A 23,356-nucleotide genomic window follows, 5' to 3' on the forward strand; every position below is an offset into this window, starting at 1 on the left:
GGTAAATGAACGTTACCGACCGAACGTGACCCCCGCACGATAAACCGACACCCCGGTAGGAAAACCTACCGGGGTGCGGATTGTACGAGCAGTTACATCTACCGCTGCGGGGCGGTGGTGGTCTCGATCGGAGACGGCAGCGCCGACTCGCCCTCGAGGTACGCATCGACCGCGGCGGCCGCCGAGCGACCCTCGGCGATGGCCCACACGATCAGCGACTGACCGCGTCCCATGTCGCCGGCCACGAAGACGCCGTCGACGTTGGTGGCCCACTTCGCGGAGCGGGCGACGTTGCCGCGCTCGTTGAGGTCGACGCCGAGATCGGTGAGCAGGCCCGGCTTCTCGGGTCCGACGAAGCCCATCGCCAGCAGCACGAGGTCGGCCTCGAGCTCGAAGTCCGAACCCTCGACCTTCTCGAAACGACCCGACTTCATCTCGACCTCGTGGGCCTTCAGTGCGGTCACCTTGCCGTCGGCACCGACGAACCGTTCCGTGTTCACGGAGAAGAGGCGTTCGCCGCCCTCCTCGTGCGCGGACGCGACCCGGTACATCAGCGGGTACGTCGGCCACGGGGTGTGCTCGGCGCGGGTCTCGGGCGGTCTCGGCATGATCTCGAACTGGTGAACGCTCTCGGCGCCCTGACGGTGCGAGGTGCCCAGGCAGTCCGCGCCGGTGTCGCCGCCGCCGATGATGACGACCTTCTTGCCCTCCGCGGTGATGGTCGGCTTCTCCAGGTCGCCGAGCTGCACACGGTTGGCGATCGGCAGGAACTCCATCGCCTGATGGATGCCGTCCAGCTCGCGGCCGGGGATCGGCAGGTCGCGGGCCTCGGTGGCACCGCCGGCCAGGACCACGGCGTCGAACTGCGCGCGCAGTGCGTCCGCGGTGATGTCGACGCCGACGTTGACACCCGTCTTGAAGACGGTGCCCTCGGAGTTCATCTGATCGAGACGGCGGTCGATGTGCCGCTTCTCCATCTTGAACTCGGGGATGCCGTACCGCAGCAGCCCGCCGATGCGGTCGGCCCGCTCGAACACGGTGACCATGTGCCCGGCGCGCGTCAGCTGCTGCGCTGCAGCGAGCCCCGCAGGACCGGAACCGACGACGGCGACCTTCTTGCCCGTCGAACGGGTCGGGTGCACCGGCTTGACCCAGCCCTCGTCGAAGGCGCGGTCGATGAGCTCGACCTCGACCTGCTTGATGGTGACGGGGTCCTGGTTGATGCCCAGGACGCACGACGCCTCACAGGGTGCGGGGCACAGCCGCCCGGTGAACTCCGGGAAGTTGTTGGTCGCGTGCAGACGCTCGATGCCGTCGTGCCACCGGTCCTTGTAGACCAGGTCGTTCCACTCGGGAATCAGATTCCCCAGCGGACAGCCGTTGTGGCAGAACGGGATACCGCAGTCCATGCACCGGCTGGCCTGAGTCTTCAGGGTGTCCGGCGAGAACTCCTCGTAGACCTCGTTCCAGTCGAGCAGGCGCAACGGCACCGGCCGGCGAACCGGAAGTTCGCGTGACGTGTGCTTCAGGAAGCCGCTTGGATCACCCACGAGCTGCCTCCATCACTGCCTCGTCCACGTTCTTTCCATCCTTCTTCGCGGCCTCGATGGCCAAGAGCACCTTCTTGTAATCGCGGGGCATCACCTTCGCGAAATGGTTGACCTGCTGCGACCAGTCGGACAGTATGCGCGCGGCAACCTCCGAGCCCGTCTCATCGCGGTGACGCTCGATGGCGGACTTCAGCCAGGTGAAGTCGTCACCCGTCAGGTCCTCGAGATCCACCAGTTCCGTGTTGAGGTTGTCCTCGAACACCTTGTCCGGGTTGTAGACGTACGCAACGCCACCGGACATGCCGGCACCGAAGTTACGTCCCGTCGCACCGAGGATGACGACCTTTCCACCGGTCATGTACTCGCAACCGTGGTCGCCGACTCCCTCGACCACCGCGGTGGCGCCGGAGTTACGGACCGCGAATCGCTCGCCCACGACACCGCGGAGCAGAGCCTCACCGCTCGTGGCACCGAACAGGATCACGTTGCCGCCGATGATGTTGTCCTCGGCGACGAAGCCGGGCGCGGTCTCCAGCGGCGGGCGCACCACGAGGCGTCCACCGGACAGGCCCTTGCCGACGAAGTCGTTGGCATCGCCGTGCAGGCGCAGGGTCATGCCCTTGGGGACGAACGCACCGAAGCTGTTCCCGGCCGAACCGGTGAACGTGATGTCGATCGTGTTGTCCGGCAGGCCCTCGCCGCCGTACACCTTCGTCACCTCGTGGCCGAGCATGGTGCCGACCGTGCGGTTGACGTTGGTGATCGGCGACTCGAACGTGACCTTCTGGCCCTTGTCGAGAGCGTTGCGGCTCTGAACGATCAGCTGCTGGTCGAGTGCCTTGTCGAGGCCGTGATCCTGGGTGCCCGTGCAGTACAGGTCCTGGTCCATGAACGCCGACTCGGTCTCGTGCAGGATCGGCGACAGGTCGAGGTTGCCGGCCTTGCTGCCCTTCCAGTGCTCGAGCGCCTTCGTGGTGTCGAGGACGTCGACCTGGCCGACGGCCTCGTCGAGGGTGCGGAAGCCGAGCTCGGCGAGGAGTTCGCGCACCTCTTCGGCGATGAAGAGGAAGAAGTTCTCCACGAACTCCGGCTTGCCGTTGAACCGCTTGCGCAGAACGGGGTTCTGCGTGGCGACACCCACGGGGCACGTGTCGAGGTGGCAGACCCGCATCATGATGCAGCCCGACACCACCAGCGGGGCGGTCGCGAAACCGAACTCCTCGCCACCGAGCAGCGCGGCGACCATGACGTCGCGGCCGGTCTTGAGCTGGCCGTCCACCTGCACGACGATGCGGTCGCGCAGACCGTTGAGCAGCAGCGTCTGCTGGGTCTCGGCGAGGCCGAGCTCCCACGGGGCGCCCGCGTGCTTCATCGACGTCAGCGGGGTGGCACCGGTGCCACCGTCGTGACCGGAGATCAACACGACGTCCGCGTGTGCCTTGGACACACCGGCGGCGACGGTGCCGACACCGACCTCGGACACCAGCTTCACGTGGATCCGGGCCTGCGGGTTGGCGTTCTTCAGGTCGTGGATCAGCTGCGCGAGATCCTCGATCGAGTAGATGTCGTGGTGCGGCGGCGGCGAGATCAGCCCGACGCCGGGCGTGGAGTGCCGGACCTCGGCCACCCACGGGTACACCTTGTGCGCCGGCAGCTGGCCGCCCTCACCGGGCTTCGCTCCCTGCGCCATCTTGATCTGGATGTCGGTGCAGTTGGTCAGGTAGTGCGACGTGACACCGAAGCGTCCCGACGCGACCTGCTTGATCGCGGACCGCCGCCAGTCGCCGTTCTCGTCCGGGGTGAAGCGGGCCGGGCTCTCGCCGCCCTCACCGGAGTTGGACCGGCCGCCGAGGCGGTTCATGGCGATGGCGAGGGTCTCGTGCGCCTCGGCGGAGATGGAGCCGTAGCTCATCGCACCCGTCGAGAAGCGCTTGACGATCTCGGTGGCGGGCTCGACCTCGTCCAGCGGGACGGGCTCGCGGACGCCCTTCTTGAACTCGAAGAGGCCGCGCAACGCCGCGAGGCGCTCGGACTGGTCGTCGACCAGCTTCGTGTACTCCTTGAACACCTCGTACTGCCCGGTGCGCGTGGAGTGCTGCAGCTTGAACACCGTGTCCGGGTTGAACAGGTGGTACTCGCCCTCACGACGCCACTGGTACTCGCCGCCCACCTCGAGCTCGCGGTGCGCGCGCTCCTCGGGACGGTCCAGGTACGCGTTGGAGTGCCGGACCGCGACGTCGGCGGCGATCTCGTCGAGGCCGATGCCGCCGAGGCTGGACTGCAAGCCGGTGAAGTACTCGTCGACCAGTTCCTGCGACAGGCCGATGACCTGGAACAGCTGGGCGCCGGTGTAGGACGCCAGGGTGGAGATGCCCATCTTGGACATCACCTTGAGCACGCCCTTGCCCGCGGCCTTGATGTAGTTCTGGATGGCCTTGTCGAGGCTGACGCCCTGCAGTTCGTTGTTCTGCACCGCCTCGTCGACGGTCTCGAACGCCATGTACGGGTTGACCGCTGCCGCACCGAACCCGATGAGGAGCGCCATGTGGTGCACCTCGCGGGCGTCGCCGGCCTCGACGATGAGGCCGACCTTCGTGCGGGTCTTCTCGCGCACCAGGTGGTGGTGCACGGCCGACGTCAGCAGCAGCGACGGGATGGGCGCGTACGTCTCGTTCGACTCACGGTCGGACAGGACGACGAGGCGCGCACCGCCGGCGATGGCCTCCGACACCTGGTAGCGGACGTCGTCGAGGGCCTTGCGCAGACCCGCTCCGCCCTCGGCCACCGGGTACAGACCGCGGACGATGACGCTGCGGAAGTTCGGGAATTCACCGTCGTCGTTGACGTGAATGAGCTTCGACAGGTCGTCGTTGTGCAGGATCGGCTGCGGCAGGAAGATCTGCCGGCAGGACTCCGCGGTGGGGTGCAGCAGGTCGTGCTCGGGGCCGATGGTGCCGCCGAGGCTGGTGACGACCTCCTCGCGGATGGCGTCGAGCGGCGGGTTCGTGACCTGCGCGAACAGCTGCGAGAAGTAGTCGAACAGCATCCGCGACCGCGAGGACAGCACGGCGATCGGGGTGTCGGTACCCATGGAGCCGAGAGCCTCGGCGCCGGAGAGCGCCATCGGCTTGACGAGGAGGTTGACCTCTTCGTTGGTGTACCCGAACATCTGCTGACGCAGCACGACGCGCTCATGCGACATGTAGGTGTACGGGCGGTCCGGCAGGTCGTCCATGTGGGTCAGACCCTGGTCGAGCCACTCCTGGTAGGGGTGCTCGGCGGCCAGTTCCGACTTGATCTCGTCGTCGCTGATGATGCGACCCTCGGCGGTGTCGACGAGGAACATGCGGCCGGGCTGCAGCCGGATCTTCTTCACGACGGTGGCGGGGTCGATCGGCAGGACGCCGACCTCGGAGGCCATGACGACGAGGCCGTCGTCGGTCACCCAGAGACGCGAGGGGCGCAGGCCGTTGCGGTCCAGGACGGCGCCGATGACGGTGCCGTCGGTGAAGCACACCGACGCCGGTCCGTCCCACGGCTCCATGAGCGACGAGTGGTACTGGTAGAACGCCCGGCGGGCGGGGTCCATGCTCTCGTGCCGTTCCCAGGCCTCCGGGATCATCATCAGCACGGCGTGCGGCAGGCTGCGGCCACCGAGGTGCAGCATCTCGAGCACCTCGTCGAACCGCGCGGTGTCGCTGGCGCCGTTCGTGCAGACCGGGAAGATCTTCTCCAGCTGGCTGCGCCGATCCTTGCCGGGCCCAACCTCTCCTGACCCACCGAAGATGTCGCTGTCGATGAGCGCCTCACGGGCACGCATCCAGTTCTCGTTGCCGGTGACGGTGTTGATCTCACCGTTGTGGGCCACGCGCCGGAACGGGTGGGCCAGCGGCCACGACGGGAAGGTGTTGGTCGAGAAGCGCGAGTGCACGAGGCCGAGGGCCGACTCGACGCGCTCGTCCTGCAGGTCCAGGTAGAAACCCTTGAGCTGCGGAGTGGTCAGCATGCCCTTGTAGACGAACGTCTGGCTCGACAGGCTCGGGAAGTACACGGTCTCGCGACCGGGGCCGTCCTTGCCGGCGCCTTCGCTGCCCAGCTCGTGCTCGGTGCGCTTACGGACCACGTAGGCGCGGCGCTCGAGGTCGAGTCCGGTGAGGGCGTCGTTCTCGCTGCCGATGAAGATCTGCCGGAACGTCGGCATGGCGTCGCGGGCCAGGGCGCCGAGCGACGAGTCGTCGGTCGCGACCTCACGCCAGCCGAGGACCTTCAGGCCCTCGCTCTCGACGATCTTCTCGACGGCGTCGGCTGCGCGCTGCGCGTCGGCCTTGCTCTGCGGCAGGAACGCGATGCCGGTGGCGTACGTGCCTTCCGCGGGCAGCGGGAAGTCGACCACGGCGCGGAAGAACTTGTCCGGGACCTGGAGGAGGATGCCGGCGCCGTCACCCGTGTTGGGTTCGGAGCCCGCGGCACCACGGTGCTCGAGGTTCACCAGCGCGGTGATCGCCTTCTCGACGATGTCCCTGCTGCGGCGGCCCTTCATGTCCACGACGAACGCGACACCACAGGAATCGTGCTCGTTCGACGGGTGATACAGCCCCTGGGGGCCTGGAAGTTGCTTCATACCTAGCCTTCGTATGCCAAAAGATGCACCGACGACCAGCAGCGCTGATGGCCATCAACTTGCAATGCAGGTGCCGTCACGACGTGATCGGCACCACCGATCGGCTATCGCCCTTTTGCAGCACGCTGGGTGTGGTCCTCGCACCGGGCGACGTGGCTTTTCGGTCGGGTCGGACTTTCGTGGGTCCAACGTGTAACGAAAACGATAATTCAGAACCCCCGACGAAACACAACTTAGGTTGGCCTATTTACCCTCTGAACTGGGCATTGTCGAGGGCGGACCTCGTCCGACTGCACTGAGTACATGTTAAGTGAGAGCGCCGAGCACCGCTGTAATTCCCGCAGTCGGATCGAAATCGAGATCCGGGACGGTGAGTTGATGAAGGATCACACCGTCCAGGTAGTCGGTGACCACCACTGCGTCGGAAGCCGGGTTCCTCGATCCCACGAGTTCCAGCATCTCCGCACCCCACTCTACGAGCGCGCGGCGCGCCGATCCGATCTTCGCGTCCAGTCCCGGCGTCACGGAGGCCTCGACGAAGAGTGCGTAGCGGGCACTCGTGCGCACGCGGTCCGGACCAGTGGAGAAGCTCACGAACGCAACCAGGGCCTCGACCAGGGCGTCCGTGCCGGCCGGCCGGAGTTGCGCGAACTTCTGCCAGTCCTCCCGGTCACGTTCGACCAGCCGTGTGACGATCCCCTCGAGCAGCGCGCCCCGGCTGCGGAAGTAGTTGGACGCGGACCCCTGGGGCATCCCGGCCAGTTCGTCGACGCCCCGGTGCGTGAGGGCCCGGACCCCTTTGGTGCCGAGAAGCGTGATGGCGGCGTCGAGCACCTTCTCCCGTTTGTCTGCCATACCCCGACACTACAACGGTAGTAAATCCACTACACCCGTAGTACCGTGGTGGTCATGACGCACTCCGCAGCAGTCCTCGGCGGCGGCATCGGCGGACTCGCCGTCGCCCGCTACCTGTCCCGCGCCGGCTGGCACGTCGAGGTCTTCGAGCGTGCCGACACCCTGCCCACGTCGGGCACCGCGCTCGGCATGTGGCCGCAGGCGCTCGACGCGCTGGACGCGATCGGCGCAGGTGACCGAGTGCGCACGCTGGGATCACCCCAGCACCGCGGTTCGCTCCTGCGCCCCGACGGATCCGTGATCGGCACCCTCGACAACCGCGACCGCACCGCCTACCTGCTGTCGCGGCCCGCCCTCCTGGCCACACTGGCCGAGACCCTGCCCGACGGAATGATCTCGTTCGGCACACCGGCCCCGGCCGTCGACGCGCTGACGGACCACGACGTGGTGATCGGCGCGGACGGTCTGCGCAGCCCGACCCGCCGACAACTGTTCGGCGAGAAGTTCGAGCCGCGGTACACAGGAGCGACCGCCTGGCGCGGGTGGGTGCCCGGCCATCGCGACACCGTCAGCGAAACCTGGGATGCGGACGCACTTTTCGGTATCACCCCGCGCGACGGTGATCTCGTCAACTGGTTCGCGTGCGTCCGCACCGACGCCGGGCACCCCGGCGGCCTCGACTACCTCCGCTCGCGGTTCGGGAACTGGCACGCCGACGTCCGGGCAGTGCTGGATGCCGCCACCCCCGACGCGATGCTCCACCACGACCTGTACGAGTCCCCCGCGCTGCCGTCGTACGTGTCGGGCAACACGGCCCTGCTCGGCGACGCGGCCCACGCGATGGCACCGAACCTCGGCCGGGGCGCCTGCGAGGCCCTCGTCGACGCAGTCGCGCTCGGCCGATTCCTCACCGCCGACACCGACATTCACACCGCGCTACACCGTTACGACCGCACGCGGCGGCCCGCGACGCGGCGGCTCGTGCGTGGATCGCGCGTCATGTCCTCCCTCGCGATGACCGGCCGTCTCCGTCCGCTGCGCGATCTGACGGTGAAGCTGGCCGCGGGCCTGGCCTGACCGGAATGCGGGGGCGCGGGAACGCTTGCCCGTCTGGTACTTTGCCGCGGTAGGGGGACGAGAAAGAACCGGGGGCGGTCATGGGGGCGGTGGACGACGGCTGCGGCAGTGCGCCGGCAGCACGGACGTATCTCATCGGGGAAACAACACATCCACCTCGTCGGTGGAGGCATTCTGCTGTGCTCGCTTCCCTCTTTCGGTGCCTCTGAACTGCACCACTCTTGCGTTTGCTTCGTCAGCACCAGTCCGTTCGATCACCATGTCCGTTCGACTTCAGGAGTCAAAGACTTGAGAATCCGCATGCACGCTCTGGCAGCCGCGATTTCGGTGTCCGCCGCCGCACTGCTCGGTGCCGCGACGGCACACGCCGCTCCGACCACCCCGCCGTCCACGTCGCAGCCGGGCGTCACCGACCCGCGGGACGCGCCCACCACGTCGCAGCCCGGCGTGACGGACCCGACGACGCCACCCACCACGTCGCAGCCCGGCGTCACCGACCCGGCGGCTCCGGCCGCGACGACGCCCGCTCCCCCGCAGGCTCCGCTGGCGGTGCCGGGTGCCGAGACGGTTGTGCCCGCTGCTCCTGACCTGGCAGCGCCCACCGCCGAGGGAGTCGTCGACGAGGGAGTGGTCGACGAGGCACCGGCCGCCCAGCCGGCGACCGTGTGGATCGACCCCGACGACATGCCGAAGGCGCACCAGGCACCCGTCGCCCCCGCCCTTCCCGTGCCGAAGCCGGTGGTCGAGGTCAATGCGGCCGTCGACACACTGGTCGGCGCGGTGCCGGTTGCCGCCAACGGACGCCAGTACGGCAACCCCGAGGGATACGTCGGCACCATCGGCTGGCGCATCGGTGACGCCACCGGCACCGCGGGCATCGCCGTCGACCCGTTCTCGCCGACCGCGGCCACCGTGTCCGCGTTCTCGGCCGATTCCAACGCCGAGCACCCCACCAACTGGTCCGCGCCCGTCGACGTCACACCCGCCGCCGCCGCGATCGCGGATGCGGCCCACCGGTACCCGGCCTTCGGGGAACTGGTCCAGACGATCGCGTCCCTGCCCGCACCGCAACTGCCGCAGCTGCAGTCCACCGACAGCGGTCCGGCCACCACGACGATCGGCGGCGTGAACGTGCGCAGCCAGGCGACGCTGCACGTGTGATCCGATTCCCTCGCGTGGAGCCCGCCAGGGGTCGGCTCCGCGCGAGGGAATGAGGTGTGGAGGATTCAACTGTGACAGAACCGCCGAACAGGGCACCCCTCGACCGCTTCTCGCACTGGTTCCCGCCCTTCGCGTCGGCCCCGGCACCGCGGTCGACGGCTCCTGCCGCGGAAACCGAGCAGCAACCCCCCGCTCCGACGTGGCTGGCCCCGGGCGACGAGCCCGATCCCACCCCACCTGTTCGCAGCGGTCGCGGCAAGCAGACACTCGCGGTCGCCGGAGCCGCGGCAGCGGTGATCGCCGGGATCGCCGGTGTGGTCGCCGTGTTCAACTCGACGTCCGGTGATGCGAGCGGAACCCCCGTCGCCGCTGCCGATTCGGGCTGGTGCGTCGAATCCCGCGACGGCTCGACGGTGACCGGCAACGGTCCGGGCGGGACCTCCGACGGCGTCGCCGCGATCCTGGGCTTCGACCACGCGTACTACGTCGCACGGAGCGGCGCGAAGGCCCGCGAGGTGGTCGCACCCGACGCGCCGGTGGGGTCCGCCGAGACCATCCAGGGCGGCATCGATTCGGTGCCCGAGGGCACCGAGCACTGCCTCGCCATCACCGAGACAGAACCCGGCCGCTACGCCGTGACGCTGTCGGAGCTGCGACCGGACGGGTCGGCGAAGAAGTACGAGCAGGTCGTGACCACCGCGGACCGCGACGGTCGCACTTATATCACATCCATTGGAGACGCGAAGTGACCGACCAACTGCTGCAAGCACTTCCGGTGTCAACTCTCGTCCTCGGGGCGTGTGGAGGAGCCGCCGCCACCACGACGACGCTCGGGCTCGCCAACACCGCGGCAGCTCGCGGCGGCGCGGTCGTGGCCGTCGACGCGACACCCGCGGGCGGCGATGTCGCCGAACGCGGCGCCGACGCCGTGCTCTCCGTGAGCGGCCTCGAGCAACTGGTGGCCGCCGGCCCCGTCGCGGACGACGTGTTCGACGGGTACTTCTCCCGCACGAGCGCCGGGACCCGCATCCTGAACCGCATCGGGAATCAGACCGCATCAGAACGTGAATTCCATACTGTCACAGGGACACTCCGCGCTCGCGGTGTGAGTGCCGTTCACGACCTCGGTCACCGGTTGCGTGCCGCGTACCTCGCGCCGCTGCTGGCCACTCCGTCGCCCATCGTCCTCGTCGTGCCGTGCCGGGCGGACGCGTTCAACCGTCTCCGCTCCGCGTTGCAGTCGATCGGTGACACGCTCGGCGAACCAGGGCTCGCCCGCACCGTCGTCACCGTGTCGAATCAGGACGCCACCGGCTGGCAGGTGGACGTCGACCTCCTCCGCGAGTACCTGGGCGGACAGGTGTGGGGCATCGAGACCATCCCCTACGACGAACATCTGGGCATGGGGATCGTCATCGAACACAGCAAGCTGGCACCGGACACCCGGGCCGCGTACGAGCGGGTGTCCGCGGCAGCGTCGGCGGTAGCCGAAGGTCGGCCGGAACGGGTCTGAGCGGGGCGCGTCCAGTACCCTCCCGGGCGGGGAGGACATTCGACATCAGGGGGCTGTCATGGGGGAATCCGTCGGCGACTGCAGCGCGTTGCTCGCCGAAATGCACGCGTTCCGTCAGGGTTTCGGCCAGCCGGCGCTGCTGACCGACGCCCTCCGTTCGGCGCTGCTTCTCATTCCGCTGACCGGCGACGACCGGCTGCTGACCAGCACGTTCGGCGGACTGAATTGGGTGTGCGCCTTCACCAGCAAGCAGGAATACGCCCGGTATCTGCTCGCCCGCGACGAACAGGGCGGGCCGTGCCGCTTCCACACCGTGTTCGGGTGGCGGTTGCTCGACATCCTCGTCCCGTCAGTTCCCGGCCCGACCGGGGTCGTCATCGACGTCGCCGGTGCCACACCGATGGCCTTCCCGCCGGCAGTCGAAGAGGTGGCCTGATGGGTGACCACCTCGAAGTCGACCCGTCGGTGCTGATCCAGGCGGCGCAGGGCATCACGGCGATCACCGAATCACTGTCCGGGCTCGGGACCGGCGAAACAGCATCCGTGGGGCGCGGGTTCTCCCTCCTCGCCCTGTCGCCGATGGAAGCCGGGAAGCAGGAGGTCCAGACGAGTCTCGAGGAGTTCGCGGAACGGTGGTCCTGGGGAGTCCGTCATCTCGTGCAGTCGGCCAACGAGATCGCCCGCGTCCTCGATCTGGCTGTGGGCAGCTACTACACCACCGAACAGGTCTACTCGGATGCGCTGAAAACGGTGTGGACGAACACCGTCGGCAACCCCCACCTCAGCGGCGACGAGATCAGCGACCGCACATGGGGCGAAACGCTCGCGGACAATCCGATCAACCAGACGCTCAACGCCAATTACAGCCTCGAATCATTCGAGGCGGCAGACCAGGCCATCGCAACCAACAACGAGGTCATCGCCGCCGTCGGCCCGCAGGCCCTCGCCAATGTCTCCCCGCTGGCGGACATGCTCGATTCGGGCACCACACGAAACTGGGACACCGACGCAACGGAGCAGGCCGCCGAGATCATGTCGGCTGGTGGCGGTCCGTCGTGAGCTGGCTCAGTGATACGTGGGACGACGCGAAGGGTGCGATCGACGACTTCGGCGACGCCGCCGAGAATGCGATCGAGAGCACCGTCGAGAACGTCGGGCAAGCTGCCGATTCGGGCCTCGATGCCGCGGCGGGACTCGCGCAACGGGTCGGCGCCGACGGCATCGCAGATACCCTGACCGATCTCGGTGACGACATCGCCAGTGCCACCGGTGGACCCGTCGACGAACTGGACCTGGGACAGACCGAAGAACCGAAGGAACTGATCCGCGGTGAGCCGTCGGCCATCGCCGAAGCGACCACCACGCTGACCGACCTGGCCACGAGCATCGGCTCCACCGGTGACGCACTGCGCACCGTCGACGCGGCCGATTGGACGGGCAGCGCGGCTGACGGATTCAACGAGATCTTCGACAAACAACCCGCACTGTGGCACGACGCGGCCGACGCGATGAACTCCGCAGCCCGGACACTCGTCTCCTGGGGTCATACCGTCGAAGCCGCCCAGGCCCGCGCCGCCGACGCGGTGGCGCGATGGAAGCAGGCCGAGGCGGAGGAGAGGGCAAAGAAGTCCGCCTACAACGCACTCACCGGTGAGCAACAGGCAGACCACCCACTCGTCGACACCTGGACCGCGATGCGCGAGCAGGCCCGCGAAATCCTGCGGGGCGCCCGAGCGGACCGCGACGGCGTCGCCGGCCAGGTCTCCGGTGCACTGACCAGCGCCACCGCGACAGCCCCCACGGAGCCGCCCTTCACCGAACGGTGGATGAACAACCTCACCGACGCCACCGACGGCGTGCACCTGGGCGTCGCCAACTTCTACTCCGGTCTGCTCACCGGACTCAGCGGAATCGTCCAGTTCGTCCGGCAGATCAACCCGACCGACACCTACAACATGACGCATCCGGCCGAATACCAGGCCGGCCTGTCCAACCTCGCGACGGGAATCGTGGTCGCGGCCGCCGACCCCGGCACCATGGTCTCGACGATGGTCAGCGACATCCGGAAGAACCCACTCGAATTCGCCGGAAGCCTCACCGGCGACGCAGTGCTCACCGCCGCCACCGGCGGTGCGGGCGCAGGAGTCGCAGGCGCTCGCACCGCGGTCCGCGTGCTCGACACCGCCGGCGATCTCGGCAACGGTGCCCGGCTCCTCGACGACGTCGCGGACGTCAGCCACATCCCGAAGCCCGACACCCCGCACGTCGACTCGCCCACTCCGCACGCGGACACGCATCCGACGAGCACCGACCCGGCACCGACTCCCGAACCGCGCAGTCCCGAACCTGCCCATCCCGGCCCCGCCGAGCATGCCGGTGCGGATTCGGGCGCGAACGACGCCGCTCACGACGCCGGCCCCGAAACCGATCGCACGAGCAACCAGAACTGCGAAGGCCGCGACCCCGTCGACGTCGCGACCGGTGAATTCCTGCTCCCCGAAACCGATCTGACACTTCCCGGTGTGCTGCCACTGGTGTTCGGCCGGCGGCATCGTTCCGGCTATCGGTTCGGTCGCTGGTTCGGTCCGAGCTGGTCGGCCACCGTGGACATGCGCGTGGTGGTCGAGGAACCGGGGGTGACGCTGCTCGCCGAAGACGGTGTCATGCTCACGTATCCGCACCCCGAGGTGGGGACGCCGGTGATGCCGGATCCCGGGCAGCGCTGGCCGCTGTCGCGGACCGACACCGGCGGCTACCGGGTTCACGACCCCGACCGCGGACTCACCTGGCATTTCACACCCAAGCCGGAACTGGACGGTCTCGACTCCGCGCTCGGCAACATCGCAATCAGTGCGATCACCGACCGCCACCGCAATCGCATCCTCTTCCGGTACGACACTTCCGGGACCCCCGTCGAGGTGTCGCACTCCGGTGGCTACCGGGTTCTCGTCGACACACGGTCCGGCCGGATCGTGGGGTTGTCCGTCGTCGACGGAGACACTGCCACCCCGGTTCGCCGGTTCGACTACACCGACGGGCAACTCACCACCGTCGTCAAGGGCGACGCGGCTCGACTCGGTACACGTACGACGCGGAAAACCGCATGCTGTCGTGGGTCGACGGCAACGGCAACCGCATGGTCAACACGTACGACGCGGACGGGAGGGTAGTCCGGCAGAACGGCACCGGCGGCATCCTCGACTCCGAGTTCGACTACCGCACCAACGCGGAGTCCACGGGCTCCGTCACCGTCGTCACCGACTCGACCGGCGCGGCGACGGTCCACGGTTTCGACTCCGACCTGCGGCTGCGGGACCTCGTCGACGCCGCAGGGTCACGCACCCACACCGACTACAACGCGCGGCGAGAACCGTTGCGAGTCGTCGGACCTGACGGCGCGACGACGAGCTACCTCTACACCGCCGACGGAGACGTCGCCCGGATCACCCGACCCGACGGACACGCCGTCGCCATCGACTACGCCGGCCCCCGCCAACCGGCGACGATCCACCATCCCGACGGCACGATGTCGCGGCAAGAATGGGATGAGCAGGGAAACCTCGTCGCCGTCGTCGATGCGGCCGGTGCACGCACCCGGTACGGGTACGACGCGTCGGGAAGCCTCACCTCGATCACCGACGCGGCCGGGGGTCGCACATTCGTCGAATCCGTCCGGGCCGGACTGCCGGCCGCCGTCACGGATGCGAACGGCGCCGTCACCCGCATCACCCGGGACGGGTTCGGCCGACCCACCACCGTCACCAACCCCACCGGGGAGACCACCACCTACCGATGGTCGGCGGACGGTCAGCTCGTCGCGCGCACTCACCCGACGGCGCTGTCGAGACCTGGGCGTACGACGGGGAGGGCAACCTCCTGGTCCACACGGACGCGGTCGGCGCCACCACCCTCTACGAGTACGGCGCGTTCGACCTCCTCGCCGCCCGCACCGATCCCGACGGCAGCACCACCACGTACGGCTGGGACACCGAGCGGAGACTGACCTCCGTCACCAATTCGCTGGGCGCCACGTGGTCCTACCGATACGATGAGGTCGGCCGGCTCGCCGAGGAAACCGATTTCATCGGCGCCACAACTACTTACACGTACGACACCGCGGGTCGCGTCGCATCGGTCACCCCCGCCACCGGCATCACCCGCCGGCACACGTACGACATTCTCGGCAGCGTCACCGACATCCGTGCCGACACCGGCGAACATCTCCACTACGCGCACGACCTCGCGGGACGCGTCACCACCGCCGTCTCCGGCACCCGCCGGCGGGAAGTCCATTCCCTCACATTCACGTACGGCCCGACCGGGCAGTTGGTCAGCGAGACCGTCGACGACAACCCGGCGTTGCGGTTCGAATACGACGCGGTCGGTCGGCGCACCACGAGGCACAGCCCCACCGGAAGCGATACGAGTTGGCAGTGGGATCCCACGGGGCATCTCCTCGGACTCACCACCGACGGCCACCACCTGGCCTTCGGCCACGACTCCGTCGGCCGATTGACCGACTGGCGCGTCGGAGAACTCGCCGTGCGACGAAACCACACCCCGCGCGGCCAGCTCGCCAACCAGGACGTGATCGCCCATCCAACGTCCACCCTGAATCTCGGACTCGAGCCGAGCGTCCAGCCCCGGGCGCTGAGACAGGACAGTTACGCATACCGGCCGGACGGATACCTCGTCGACCACACCACCCAGCGGGACGCGTCCAGGGTGGTCCGACGCAGCTTCGACCTCGACCCGGCCGGTCGGATCACCGCTGTCGTGCAGGACGGCCATGCCACCGAGCAGTATCGCTACGATCCGCTCGGCAACATCACGGACTCCGGCTCGGATCGTCGCGAGTATCTCGGCAATCTGCTCGTCCGCGACGGCCGCACCCGATTCCACTACGACGCCGTGGGACGTCTGATCCGGAAGACCACCACCCGGCTGTCACATGCACCGGACGTGTGGCACTACCGCTACAACGCGTTCGATCAGCTCACCGACGTCACCACCCCCGACGGCCGGCACTGGCAATACACCTACGACGCCCTCAGCCGACGCGCCACCAAACAACGACTCGACCACGACGGCACCGTCGCCGACCTCATCCGCTACACGTGGGACGGCACGCACCTACTCGAGCAGAGCTCCGGCGACACCACCACCCGATGGAACTACCAGCACGGCAGCTACACCCCCCTCACCCAGGCCGTCAGCCGCACCTCCGACATCGACCGTCTGTGGGATCAGCGGGCCGTCGACACCGAGTTCTACGCCATCGTCACCGACCTCGTCGGAACACCCATCGAACTCGTCGATCCCCGCACCGCCGACCGCGTCGCCGACGCCACCACCGACCTGTGGGGAAACACCATCTGGCACGGCGCCACCGACACACCCCTCCGCTTCCCCGGCCAATACCACGACCCGGAAACCGGACTCCACTACAACCTGCACCGGTACTACAACCCCGACACCGCCCGATACCTCACCCAGGACCCGCCCCCTCACCCAACCCGAACACCTACCCTCACAACCCCACCGGATGGACCGACCCACTCGGCCTGGTGCCGGCGGCGTGTGATGGGACAAACGGGAAAGCGTTCGAACATGACTACGACTATCACCCAAGGATTCGAGCAAGAGGACTCGAGGATCCGACTGGGCACAACTTTCCGTACTCATTTGATGACGAGATACTGCGGCGGCAACCGATAGTTCAGAACGACGGTTCTCTGCTCTATCGCGCCGATGGTTTCCTCAATGGAAAGCCGGGATATTATGAGATTGCTGTAAATACGGATCGAAATCTCATTTTTCACCGAACATGGAGGTCTGGGAGTTGAAGTATCTAAAGCTTTCGGCTGATTTTCTGGCTCTATCACTGGTCGACCAACAAGATGGTCCAACCAGCCCCTCAGAACTGGGACTGTCCACGGAATTGCAGAATATGCTCACCGATTGGAATTCCGATTACCAGACAATCATACCGTTGAGTATGTCGGTACGGTCGAGCGAGCAGTGGAACTCTATCATCTGTTCATTAGACACTCGGGGCCTCAATCTTGCGCAAATGATCGCCGATGAACTAGTTGATGATGCCAAGGTTGAATACTATAGCGAAGGCTTGCTGAAAAGAATCGATCACTGAGACGCCGTCGAAATTATCCCACGCTTGATCTTTTCGAATACGTTCCGTGCCGAAACCGAGCAACGGCTCGGTGAACTACGGAGAACATTGCGAGATCGAAGCCGAGAGTGGTGGCGCAGGGCAGTTACTATCGATACTGCAACTCTGGTCGCAGTTGCAGTCGGGAGATGCTTGAATTTTTTCAAATTGAAGCCGGACAGGAATGGAATCCCGAATAGTGGACAAATTTGATGCCCTGATACCCAGCGAGATCCACAATCGAGAGGGGCTTATCGAGTTCATCGTCAACTCTCAGCTGAAGTGGCAAACAGTTCCGAAGAGTTCGAGAACCTCACCACTCATGACTATCTGTCAGCTGCGGCGGCATGGACGGAGGAAATGACGGCTACTTCGACAACCTTGGCCTACCTCTGCCGATAAATCCTAATTGGAGCTTCATCGCCACGATTCCGACTGCCGCACTTCGGTACGAATAGCGGAATCTCGTGCTAACCGGAGGGCACGTCGAGGTCAGTCACATCCGCGAACGTTTTAGCTATGTGCGTCCGCAATTGCGTGCGCAGATGACCAATTGGTGCGCGGGTGTGTAAGACTCGACATCCGTGTACCACCCATTCGAAATACCCGCTCCTGACGAACTGGCGAGATTTCATCAGATAGCGTCCCAGCCGTTGCCTGATATCCCGGGCGGCTATATCCTTCGCGCATCAACTGATCGCGGTGGAGATGTCGAACTCGTCGTCGACCCTCTGGGCCGGTCCATCAGGCTCAGGTTTTCGGTTCTCTCACATCTTGTCTTCGACCTTTTTCGCGAAGGCGCAACGCGACTCCGACTAGCCGAAACCTACGGTTCACTGGTCATTGCAATAGAATTCGAAGCGGGCGAAATTGCCGGGACCTTGTACATCAACGTCGGCGGCACGATTAACATTAAGGATTCGCTCTTGCTCCATTAGGGACACCACATGCCTCTCGAGACATCCGCACATGGTTTTGCTGTTTGCACCCGCGATTGCGTCCGCATTTGGCTAATCGGTGTGCCAATGTGCGACAGGAGGGCTTTCACTGACGCCGAGCGGCAATAGCTGAGCGAAGTCACCACATCCGCACACTTTTTGGTCAGCTTCACACGCAATTGCATGCGCGTTTGACCAATCGGTATGCAAACGCGAGGTCCGCGGCCCCCTCACGCCTCCAGCAACCCCTTCAACCTCTGCAGGTCGGCGTTGACGGCCGCTGCGTCCTGCGCGAATTCGTCGGCGGTGACGCCGTCGCGTCGCCGGATGGTGAAGACGACTTCGCTGTGGTCGCCGTCGGCGATGACGCGCACGGGGTTGTAGACGGTGTCGCCGCTGGGGAGGGTGACGTCGTGGTCGAGGATGCCGTAGTCGTTGGCGGGTGCGAAGGTCACTGCGACCTGTCCCATCGGGGAGTCGGCGAGCCAGCGGTCGCCGTCCCGGGTGATGTTGGTGCTCAGGCCCGCCGCCCAGGCGGGGAGGTTGGCGGGGTCGCTCGCGTAGGCGTACACGTCGGCGGCGGGCCGAGCGATGAACACACTGACATGGGTTGATTCGGTGGTCATGACACCCAGCATCCCCGCTACACGGCACGGGTGATTGAAGAAATCGGACTCCGGTGCTCGATGTCCGAAACCTTCAATGCGGGTCCGCCTGAGGTCGTTAGCGTTCTCGGTATGACCGCAACATTCAGTGCCATCGAACTGGTCGTCCACGACCTGCCCACGTCGCTCGCGTTCTATCGGCGGCTCGGACTCGACATTCCCGCCGACGCCGATCAGGCACCGCACGTCGAATTCGAGTTTCCCGGTGGGCTCCGCCTGCTGTGGGACACGGTCGAGACCATCCGCTCGTTCACACCCGACTGGACCGAACCGGCCGGCGGGCATCGCATCGGACTCGCCTTCGACTGCGGAACGGCCGCCGACGTCGACACGCTCTTCGACGAGTTCACGGGCGGCGGCTACACCGGTCGGAAGAAGCCGTGGGATGCACCGTGGGGCCAGCGTTACGCCACCGTCGACGATCCCGACGGCAACCCCGTCGACCTGTTCGCCGCGCTCACACCGTGACCAGCTGACCGAACGTGCGGCCGGTCAACTCGTGCGCCTCGCGGATAAGGTGGGCCTGATCGGCGAACCCCGCCATGCCGGCGGCCTGAGCTGCGGGAATGGATGAATCCGCCAGCCCCAGTGCCGACTGCAACCGAAGGATCCGGGCCAGCATCTTCGGTCCGTAACCGAATTGCCGTCGGCACAGGCGGTGCAGTTGGCGCTCGCCGACACCGATCCGGTCCGCGACCTCACGGACGGACGTCTGCTGCTCCAGAAGTCGCGCGATCGCGGGGATCCTGCCGTCCGGCGGCGGCCCGAGGAGCCGGCGAGATCTCGCGAACTCCTCGAGCGCCCGGCCCGGATCGGCGTCGTCGGCGATCCTGCCCAGAAACTCCGTGGTGGCGCGGTCTGTCAGCACCTCGGCGAGCGGCACCCGCAGATTGGTCAGCTCCTCCGCCGGCGTCCCCAGGAGATCCGGCAGAGTGCCTGGGGAACAACGTAATCCGACGTAGCGGTCGCCGTCGCGGCTCCGGGTGAGATACGGCCGGGAGTCGGGGCCGGCCACGACGACGTCACCGTTCATCCAGATGAGGTCCATACAGCCGTCGGGCAGGATGGCCGCCTCACCCCCGGCTGCGGTCTTCTGCCACACCACAGCGCCGGGGAACACCGACCGCCGCTCCGTGTACATGACCCCATGCTAGGCAGCTGCTATGACACTCTGCGTGGCGTCAGATCTCCGGCTCGCCGACATGCAGATCGGGCTCCCAGTCGTAGATGACGGCGGTCCGCAGCAGAATGTCCTGCAGTGACCGGCGGCGGCCGTCGACTGCCGCCCACAGCAATCCGAACCCGAACATCACGCACAGCACCGCCCGGAGAAGGGCCCGCAGCCAGCCGATCAGTTCACCGTTGCGGCTGACCACCCGCAGCCCCATCGTCACGGCACCGACGGTGCGGCCGCTCACCGACCAGCATGCCGTCAGGTACAGCACCGCCACGCCGATGAACAAGGTCGCGGAGAGCACGGCATTGGCATCGGGGAACGAGAACTCCTGCGGCGAGAACAGCAACCGCAGGAACAACACTCCGACATAGATGCCGCCCATCATGGCCAGGACGACCGCCAGGTCGATACCTGCGGCCAGTCCGCGGGTCACGATCCCGGCCGCACGATGCGCCGGCGTGCTCATGCATCGTCCGGTTCGTGCCCGCGCCCGAACCACTTGCCCACGAACCCGGCGACGGCGTCGTCGGCCTGCATGCCCTGGTTTCGCACGCCGCGGACCGCCTCGTTCGACATCGAGTCAGTCGACTCACGGATGATGCGCGGCAGGTCCACGCCCTCGATCACGGTGTCGGCCAGAACCACCAGGTCGACCCGCCCTATGACGGAGTCCACGTCGACGCGATCGACGATCGCATCCACGTCGATCCGTGCGGCGACGGCGTCGATATCCACTCGATCGAGGATCTGCGGGATGTCCACCCGGGCGGCGATGGCATCAATGTCCACCCGGTCGATGATGCGCTGGATGTCGATGCCCTCGGCGACGACGTCCAGGTCGACGTGATCATGCACGATCGCGGTGAGGTCCACCTCCTGAAGAGCGACGTGCACGATTCTCCGGAGTACCGCGTGCAGCAACCGATCCGCGAGTTCGTCCGCGCTGCGGAGTGTCTGGGTGCCGCGTTCCTCGAGGGTGACCAGCAGCGGATCGACGCCCGGCAGGAGTCGCGCCGTGTCGACGCCGAATCCGATCACACGTTGCAACGCACCGCCGGCAGTCGCGGCGACGCCGGCCGCGAGGCGCAGCGGATCGGGGGCTTTCCTGCCGTCCATAGTCGTAATCCAAGCCGGTCTGCGCCGGGGATGCAGGGGTTCCCGGAATCTGAGTCACCCGCGGGGTGCGCCGGGGCCGTGCACGATACGTGGGGCGGGCTGTCCGGACGCCGGCCGAGGGGCCCAGTCGGCGAGTTCGGCGATCAACTCGGCGACCCGATCCGAGCAGTGCGCGGGATCCGGTGCCGGTCCCAACCCGAGTCCCTCGACCACCAGCACGTTCCCCTGGGTGAGTCCGTGTACCCCGAGCGACCACCCGAAGTGGCGGTTCCAGGCCAGAACGGCCTTCCGGCCGCGGTAGTAGGGGATCTCGCAGGACAGGGTCACGACCGCGTCGAAAGCGGGGGTGCACCACCAGTCGACCGACAGGGCGCCCACCGTCGTCGCGACGGAACCGACGTACTCACCGACATTCGCCGAGCTGGTGGCCCGGACCTGGCTGATGCTCATACACAACCCACTCTCGACGTTCGCAGAAACCCAGCGGAAAGAGCCGGACGGCAGGTTCACACTCGAGTCATTCGTCACGGACCGCCGAGAGGACGGGTTCGGGTCCGTAAGGGCCGGAGGTTCGCGACGAAGCTTCTACTCCATCGTCGGGCGGCGACGGGGCGCCCGGTAGCCACCCTGGGGTGGGGATACACCACCCCCGCCCCTTGCGGGGAAAACACAAAGGCCACGAACTCGTGGAGTTCGTGGCCTCGATGTCGCGATTCCGGAGAATCGCTTGTGGTGGGCGAAGGGGGACTTGAACCCCCACGTCCCGAAGGACACTGGCACCTGAAGCCAGCGCGTCTGCCATTCCGCCACTCGCCCGAGCGACCCGGAAACATTAACACGAGGTCGCCAGAAATTACGATTCGTACAGGTCAGGACCCGAAAAGGCCACAAAAACACCCGTCCAGGCAAAGACCGATATCATGCAATGGCGTAGACCCGTGTCGTGGCCCGAGGCAATGACAGTACCGTGGGATACACGCACGGCTGTGCCGCGACACGGACATGTCCCGTCACAGCCACCGCGTACCGAGGACAGAAGGCCCGACTGCCAGGCACCGTGAGGAGGTTCCGATGGGGATAGTTCAACGTTTCGAGCGGAAGCTCCAGGGAGCCGTGGGTGACGCGTTCGCCCGGGTCTTCGGCGGCGGCGTGGTGCCACAGGAGGTGGAGGCCGCGCTTCAGCAGGAAGCCTCCGACCGAATCCAGCAGTTGGACGGTGGGCACCTGCTCGCGCCGAACAGCTATGTCATCGCCATCAACAACTCGGACCACGAAGAACTTGCCGCCGACAGAGACTTGACGGTCAAGGCCTTCGCCCGACACCTCGAAGACTTCATTCGCGACCAGGGCTGGCAGACGTATGGTCCCATTCATGTCGCGTTCGAACCGTCGCCTTCACTGCACACCGGGCAGTTCCGCACCCGGGGTTCGGTGGATCCGGATGCCGGCCGCCCAGGGGCGGCCACGCCGGGGCGACCCGAACCGCCAGGCGGTCCCGCACCGCGACCACAGGCACCGTTTGTACCCGTCACGTCGAATCCAGGAGCTGGCCCCATGACGCAGAACTCAGGCTACGACCCCAGCCGCGAACCAGCGGGCAACCGCAATCCCGATCCCCAGTACGCGCGCAACGGTCATGCCCATGCAGGTCAGGACCAGCGGTACCCGCAGGGCTACCAGAACGGTTACGACCGCGGCAGCTACCAGCAGGGCGGCTACGACCAGCAGCAGTACCCCGACGACCAGCGCGGCGGGTACCCCCAGGATGCGGCGTACGGCCAGGCGTACGACCAGGGCGCGCAGGCTCCCGGCTACGACCAGCCCGCGGACGCCGGCTACGACTACCAGCAGGGCGGCTACCAGCAGGGCTACGACCCGCAGGCATACGACCAGCAGGCTGCTCCGGCCCGCTACCCGGACGGTTCCTACGCCGACGCCGGCTACCAGCAGCCGCAGGGCTACGACCAGGGTTACGACCGCGGTGGCTACCAGCAGGGCGGTTACGACCAGCAGGCGTACGACCAGCCGGGCTACGCCGACTACGACCAGGGCGGTTACGGCCAGCAGGCCTACGCGACCGACGGCCACACGTTCACGGCGACGCTGCAGCTCGAGGACGGCAGCGGACGCCACTTCCAGCTGCGTGAGGGCAACAACATCATCGGCCGCGGCCAGGAGGCACAGTTCCGCCTGCCCGACACCGGTGTGTCGCGCCGCCACATCGACATTCGCTGGGACGGACAGGTCGCGATGCTGTCCGACCTCGGCTCCACGAACGGAACCACCGTCAACGGTGCCCCCGTGCAGGATTGGCAGCTGGCCGACGGAGACATCATCCGGGCAGGTCATTCGGAGATCCTGGTCCGAATCCTCTGAGGCTCCACCGAATCAGGTCCCCCAGTAGACACCGCCGATACCCGATCCCGAACTCCCTCACCGAGACACAACCGAGACGGCTTCGATACTGGACCGACACCGCGTCGGAGCCCGTGTCGGACGTAACACGGTGGGGAC

At 66.7% G+C, this 23,356-nt stretch carries 21 protein-coding genes and 1 tRNA gene; 13 read left to right on the top strand and 9 right to left on the bottom strand.

Features of this window, described 5'->3' with window-relative positions; all coding sequences use genetic code 11:
• Positions 1-98 precede the first annotated feature (98 nt).
• The 3 genes from HGB39_RS17700 to HGB39_RS17715 all read right to left on the bottom strand — a co-directional run bounded on the left by HGB39_RS17700 (position 99) and on the right by HGB39_RS17715 (position 7,026).
• Complete coding sequence (locus HGB39_RS17700; protein WP_005263409.1) at positions 99-1,550, bottom strand: glutamate synthase subunit beta; 1,452 nt, start codon at positions 1,548-1,550, stop codon at positions 99-101.
• A complete protein-coding gene (gene gltB, locus HGB39_RS17705) occupies positions 1,543-6,171 on the bottom strand; it encodes a glutamate synthase large subunit (RefSeq protein ID WP_005565359.1) in 4,629 nt (1,542 codons plus the stop codon). Before gltB ends, HGB39_RS17700 begins: the two co-directional genes overlap by 8 nt.
• A 306-nt stretch (positions 6,172-6,477) precedes the next feature.
• Positions 6,478-7,026: a TetR/AcrR family transcriptional regulator gene (locus HGB39_RS17715; RefSeq protein ID WP_005263411.1), complete on the bottom strand. Its 549-nt coding sequence runs from the start codon at positions 7,024-7,026 to the stop codon at positions 6,478-6,480.
• A gap of 54 nt (positions 7,027-7,080) precedes the next feature.
• Between HGB39_RS17715 and HGB39_RS17720 the strand changes: the two genes are divergently transcribed.
• From HGB39_RS17720 to HGB39_RS17760, 11 genes are all read left to right on the top strand, one after another.
• Positions 7,081-8,103: an FAD-dependent oxidoreductase gene (locus HGB39_RS17720; RefSeq protein WP_043789057.1), complete on the top strand. Its 1,023-nt coding sequence runs from the start codon at positions 7,081-7,083 to the stop codon at positions 8,101-8,103.
• Between the two features lie 300 nt (positions 8,104-8,403).
• On the top strand, positions 8,404-9,264 hold the full coding sequence (locus tag HGB39_RS17725) for a hypothetical protein (RefSeq protein WP_005565362.1): 861 nt from the start codon (positions 8,404-8,406) through the stop codon (positions 9,262-9,264).
• A 71-nt stretch (positions 9,265-9,335) separates the two neighbouring features.
• Entirely contained in the window at positions 9,336-10,013 is a 678-nt protein-coding gene (locus HGB39_RS17730) for a DUF8176 domain-containing protein (protein ID WP_005565363.1), read from the top strand.
• Positions 10,010-10,777, top strand: coding sequence for a hypothetical protein (locus HGB39_RS17735; RefSeq protein WP_005565365.1), 768 nt, complete (start codon positions 10,010-10,012; stop codon positions 10,775-10,777). The genes HGB39_RS17730 and HGB39_RS17735 overlap by 4 nt, the downstream gene beginning before the upstream one ends.
• Before the next feature lie 58 nt (positions 10,778-10,835).
• On the top strand, positions 10,836-11,213 hold the full coding sequence (locus HGB39_RS17740; RefSeq protein WP_005565367.1) for a hypothetical protein: 378 nt from the start codon (positions 10,836-10,838) through the stop codon (positions 11,211-11,213).
• Complete coding sequence (locus HGB39_RS17745) at positions 11,213-11,836, top strand: hypothetical protein (protein ID WP_005565368.1); 624 nt, start codon at positions 11,213-11,215, stop codon at positions 11,834-11,836. Before HGB39_RS17740 ends, HGB39_RS17745 begins: the two co-directional genes overlap by 1 nt.
• A complete protein-coding gene (locus HGB39_RS39880) occupies positions 11,833-13,947 on the top strand; it encodes a putative T7SS-secreted protein (protein WP_064080184.1) in 2,115 nt (704 codons plus the stop codon). The genes HGB39_RS17745 and HGB39_RS39880 overlap by 4 nt, the downstream gene beginning before the upstream one ends.
• A complete protein-coding gene (locus HGB39_RS38800) occupies positions 13,881-14,780 on the top strand; it encodes a hypothetical protein (RefSeq protein WP_405134904.1) in 900 nt (299 codons plus the stop codon). Before HGB39_RS39880 ends, HGB39_RS38800 begins: the two co-directional genes overlap by 67 nt.
• Positions 14,781-14,860: 80 nt before the next feature.
• Positions 14,861-16,495: an RHS repeat-associated core domain-containing protein gene (locus tag HGB39_RS40600; RefSeq protein ID WP_471897030.1), complete on the top strand. Its 1,635-nt coding sequence runs from the start codon at positions 14,861-14,863 to the stop codon at positions 16,493-16,495.
• 109 nt (positions 16,496-16,604) lie between these two features.
• Positions 16,605-16,928, top strand: coding sequence for an immunity protein CdiI family protein (locus HGB39_RS17755; RefSeq protein WP_005565370.1), 324 nt, complete (start codon positions 16,605-16,607; stop codon positions 16,926-16,928).
• Between the two features lie 602 nt (positions 16,929-17,530).
• On the top strand, positions 17,531-17,884 hold the full coding sequence (locus HGB39_RS17760) for a hypothetical protein (protein WP_005565372.1): 354 nt from the start codon (positions 17,531-17,533) through the stop codon (positions 17,882-17,884).
• A 230-nt stretch (positions 17,885-18,114) separates the two neighbouring features.
• Here HGB39_RS17760 and HGB39_RS17765 read toward each other — a convergent pair whose 3' ends face one another.
• On the bottom strand, positions 18,115-18,510 hold the full coding sequence (locus HGB39_RS17765; RefSeq protein WP_043789065.1) for an SRPBCC family protein: 396 nt from the start codon (positions 18,508-18,510) through the stop codon (positions 18,115-18,117).
• 111 nt (positions 18,511-18,621) lie between these two features.
• Here HGB39_RS17765 and HGB39_RS17770 point away from each other — a divergent pair, with 111 nt between their 5' ends.
• Positions 18,622-19,017: a VOC family protein gene (locus HGB39_RS17770; protein WP_005565376.1), complete on the top strand. Its 396-nt coding sequence runs from the start codon at positions 18,622-18,624 to the stop codon at positions 19,015-19,017.
• Here the strand turns inward: HGB39_RS17770 and HGB39_RS17775 are convergent.
• The 5 genes from HGB39_RS17775 to HGB39_RS17795 all read right to left on the bottom strand — a co-directional run bounded on the left by HGB39_RS17775 (position 19,007) and on the right by HGB39_RS17795 (position 21,658).
• Positions 19,007-19,690 (bottom strand): helix-turn-helix domain-containing protein, encoded by a 684-nt coding sequence (locus tag HGB39_RS17775; RefSeq protein ID WP_005565378.1) that lies wholly within the window; start codon positions 19,688-19,690, stop codon positions 19,007-19,009. The two genes, HGB39_RS17770 and HGB39_RS17775, sit on opposite strands and share 11 nt — an antisense overlap.
• Positions 19,691-19,730: 40 nt before the next feature.
• Positions 19,731-20,192, bottom strand: coding sequence for an RDD family protein (locus tag HGB39_RS17780; RefSeq protein ID WP_005565380.1), 462 nt, complete (start codon positions 20,190-20,192; stop codon positions 19,731-19,733).
• Positions 20,189-20,842 carry a hypothetical protein gene (locus HGB39_RS17785; protein ID WP_005565381.1) on the bottom strand — a complete coding sequence of 218 codons (654 nt, stop codon included), beginning with the start codon at positions 20,840-20,842 and terminating at the stop codon, positions 20,189-20,191. Before HGB39_RS17785 ends, HGB39_RS17780 begins: the two co-directional genes overlap by 4 nt.
• Positions 20,843-20,896: 54 nt before the next feature.
• Positions 20,897-21,292, bottom strand: coding sequence for a DUF6292 family protein (locus tag HGB39_RS17790; protein ID WP_005263438.1), 396 nt, complete (start codon positions 21,290-21,292; stop codon positions 20,897-20,899).
• A 280-nt stretch (positions 21,293-21,572) separates the two neighbouring features.
• Positions 21,573-21,658 (bottom strand) — tRNA-Leu (locus HGB39_RS17795).
• Between the two features lie 255 nt (positions 21,659-21,913).
• Here HGB39_RS17795 and HGB39_RS17800 point away from each other — a divergent pair.
• Positions 21,914-23,218 (top strand): FHA domain-containing protein, encoded by a 1,305-nt coding sequence (locus HGB39_RS17800; RefSeq protein ID WP_043789061.1) that lies wholly within the window; start codon positions 21,914-21,916, stop codon positions 23,216-23,218.
• The last annotated feature ends 138 nt before the right edge of the window (positions 23,219-23,356 follow it).

Origin of the sequence: Rhodococcus opacus, from assembly GCF_012396235.1 — a bacterium.
In the GTDB taxonomy this organism is placed as follows: domain Bacteria; phylum Actinomycetota; class Actinomycetes; order Mycobacteriales; family Mycobacteriaceae; genus Rhodococcus_F; species Rhodococcus_F opacus.

Excerpts from the sequence above, each read along its gene's own strand:
- gltB (WP_005565359.1), bottom strand. The coding sequence starts at position 6,171 with ATGAAGCAACTTCCAGGCCCCCAGGGGCTGTATCACCCGTCGAACGAG.
- HGB39_RS17715 (WP_005263411.1), bottom strand. The coding sequence starts at position 7,026 with ATGGCAGACAAACGGGAGAAGGTGCTCGACGCCGCCATCACGCTTCTC.
- HGB39_RS17720 (WP_043789057.1), top strand. The coding sequence starts at position 7,081 with ATGACGCACTCCGCAGCAGTCCTCGGCGGCGGCATCGGCGGACTCGCC.
- HGB39_RS17725 (WP_005565362.1), top strand. The coding sequence starts at position 8,404 with ATGCACGCTCTGGCAGCCGCGATTTCGGTGTCCGCCGCCGCACTGCTC.
- HGB39_RS17740 (WP_005565367.1), top strand. The coding sequence starts at position 10,836 with ATGGGGGAATCCGTCGGCGACTGCAGCGCGTTGCTCGCCGAAATGCAC.
- HGB39_RS17745 (WP_005565368.1), top strand. The coding sequence starts at position 11,213 with ATGGGTGACCACCTCGAAGTCGACCCGTCGGTGCTGATCCAGGCGGCG.
- HGB39_RS38800 (WP_405134904.1), top strand. The coding sequence starts at position 13,881 with ATGCTGTCGTGGGTCGACGGCAACGGCAACCGCATGGTCAACACGTAC.
- HGB39_RS17755 (WP_005565370.1), top strand. The coding sequence starts at position 16,605 with ATGGAGGTCTGGGAGTTGAAGTATCTAAAGCTTTCGGCTGATTTTCTG.
- HGB39_RS17765 (WP_043789065.1), bottom strand. The coding sequence starts at position 18,510 with ATGACCACCGAATCAACCCATGTCAGTGTGTTCATCGCTCGGCCCGCC.
- HGB39_RS17770 (WP_005565376.1), top strand. The coding sequence starts at position 18,622 with ATGACCGCAACATTCAGTGCCATCGAACTGGTCGTCCACGACCTGCCC.
- HGB39_RS17775 (WP_005565378.1), bottom strand. The coding sequence starts at position 19,690 with ATGTACACGGAGCGGCGGTCGGTGTTCCCCGGCGCTGTGGTGTGGCAG.
- HGB39_RS17780 (WP_005565380.1), bottom strand. The coding sequence starts at position 20,192 with ATGAGCACGCCGGCGCATCGTGCGGCCGGGATCGTGACCCGCGGACTG.
- HGB39_RS17785 (WP_005565381.1), bottom strand. The coding sequence starts at position 20,842 with ATGGACGGCAGGAAAGCCCCCGATCCGCTGCGCCTCGCGGCCGGCGTC.
- HGB39_RS17790 (WP_005263438.1), bottom strand. The coding sequence starts at position 21,292 with ATGAGCATCAGCCAGGTCCGGGCCACCAGCTCGGCGAATGTCGGTGAG.
- HGB39_RS17800 (WP_043789061.1), top strand. The coding sequence starts at position 21,914 with ATGGGGATAGTTCAACGTTTCGAGCGGAAGCTCCAGGGAGCCGTGGGT.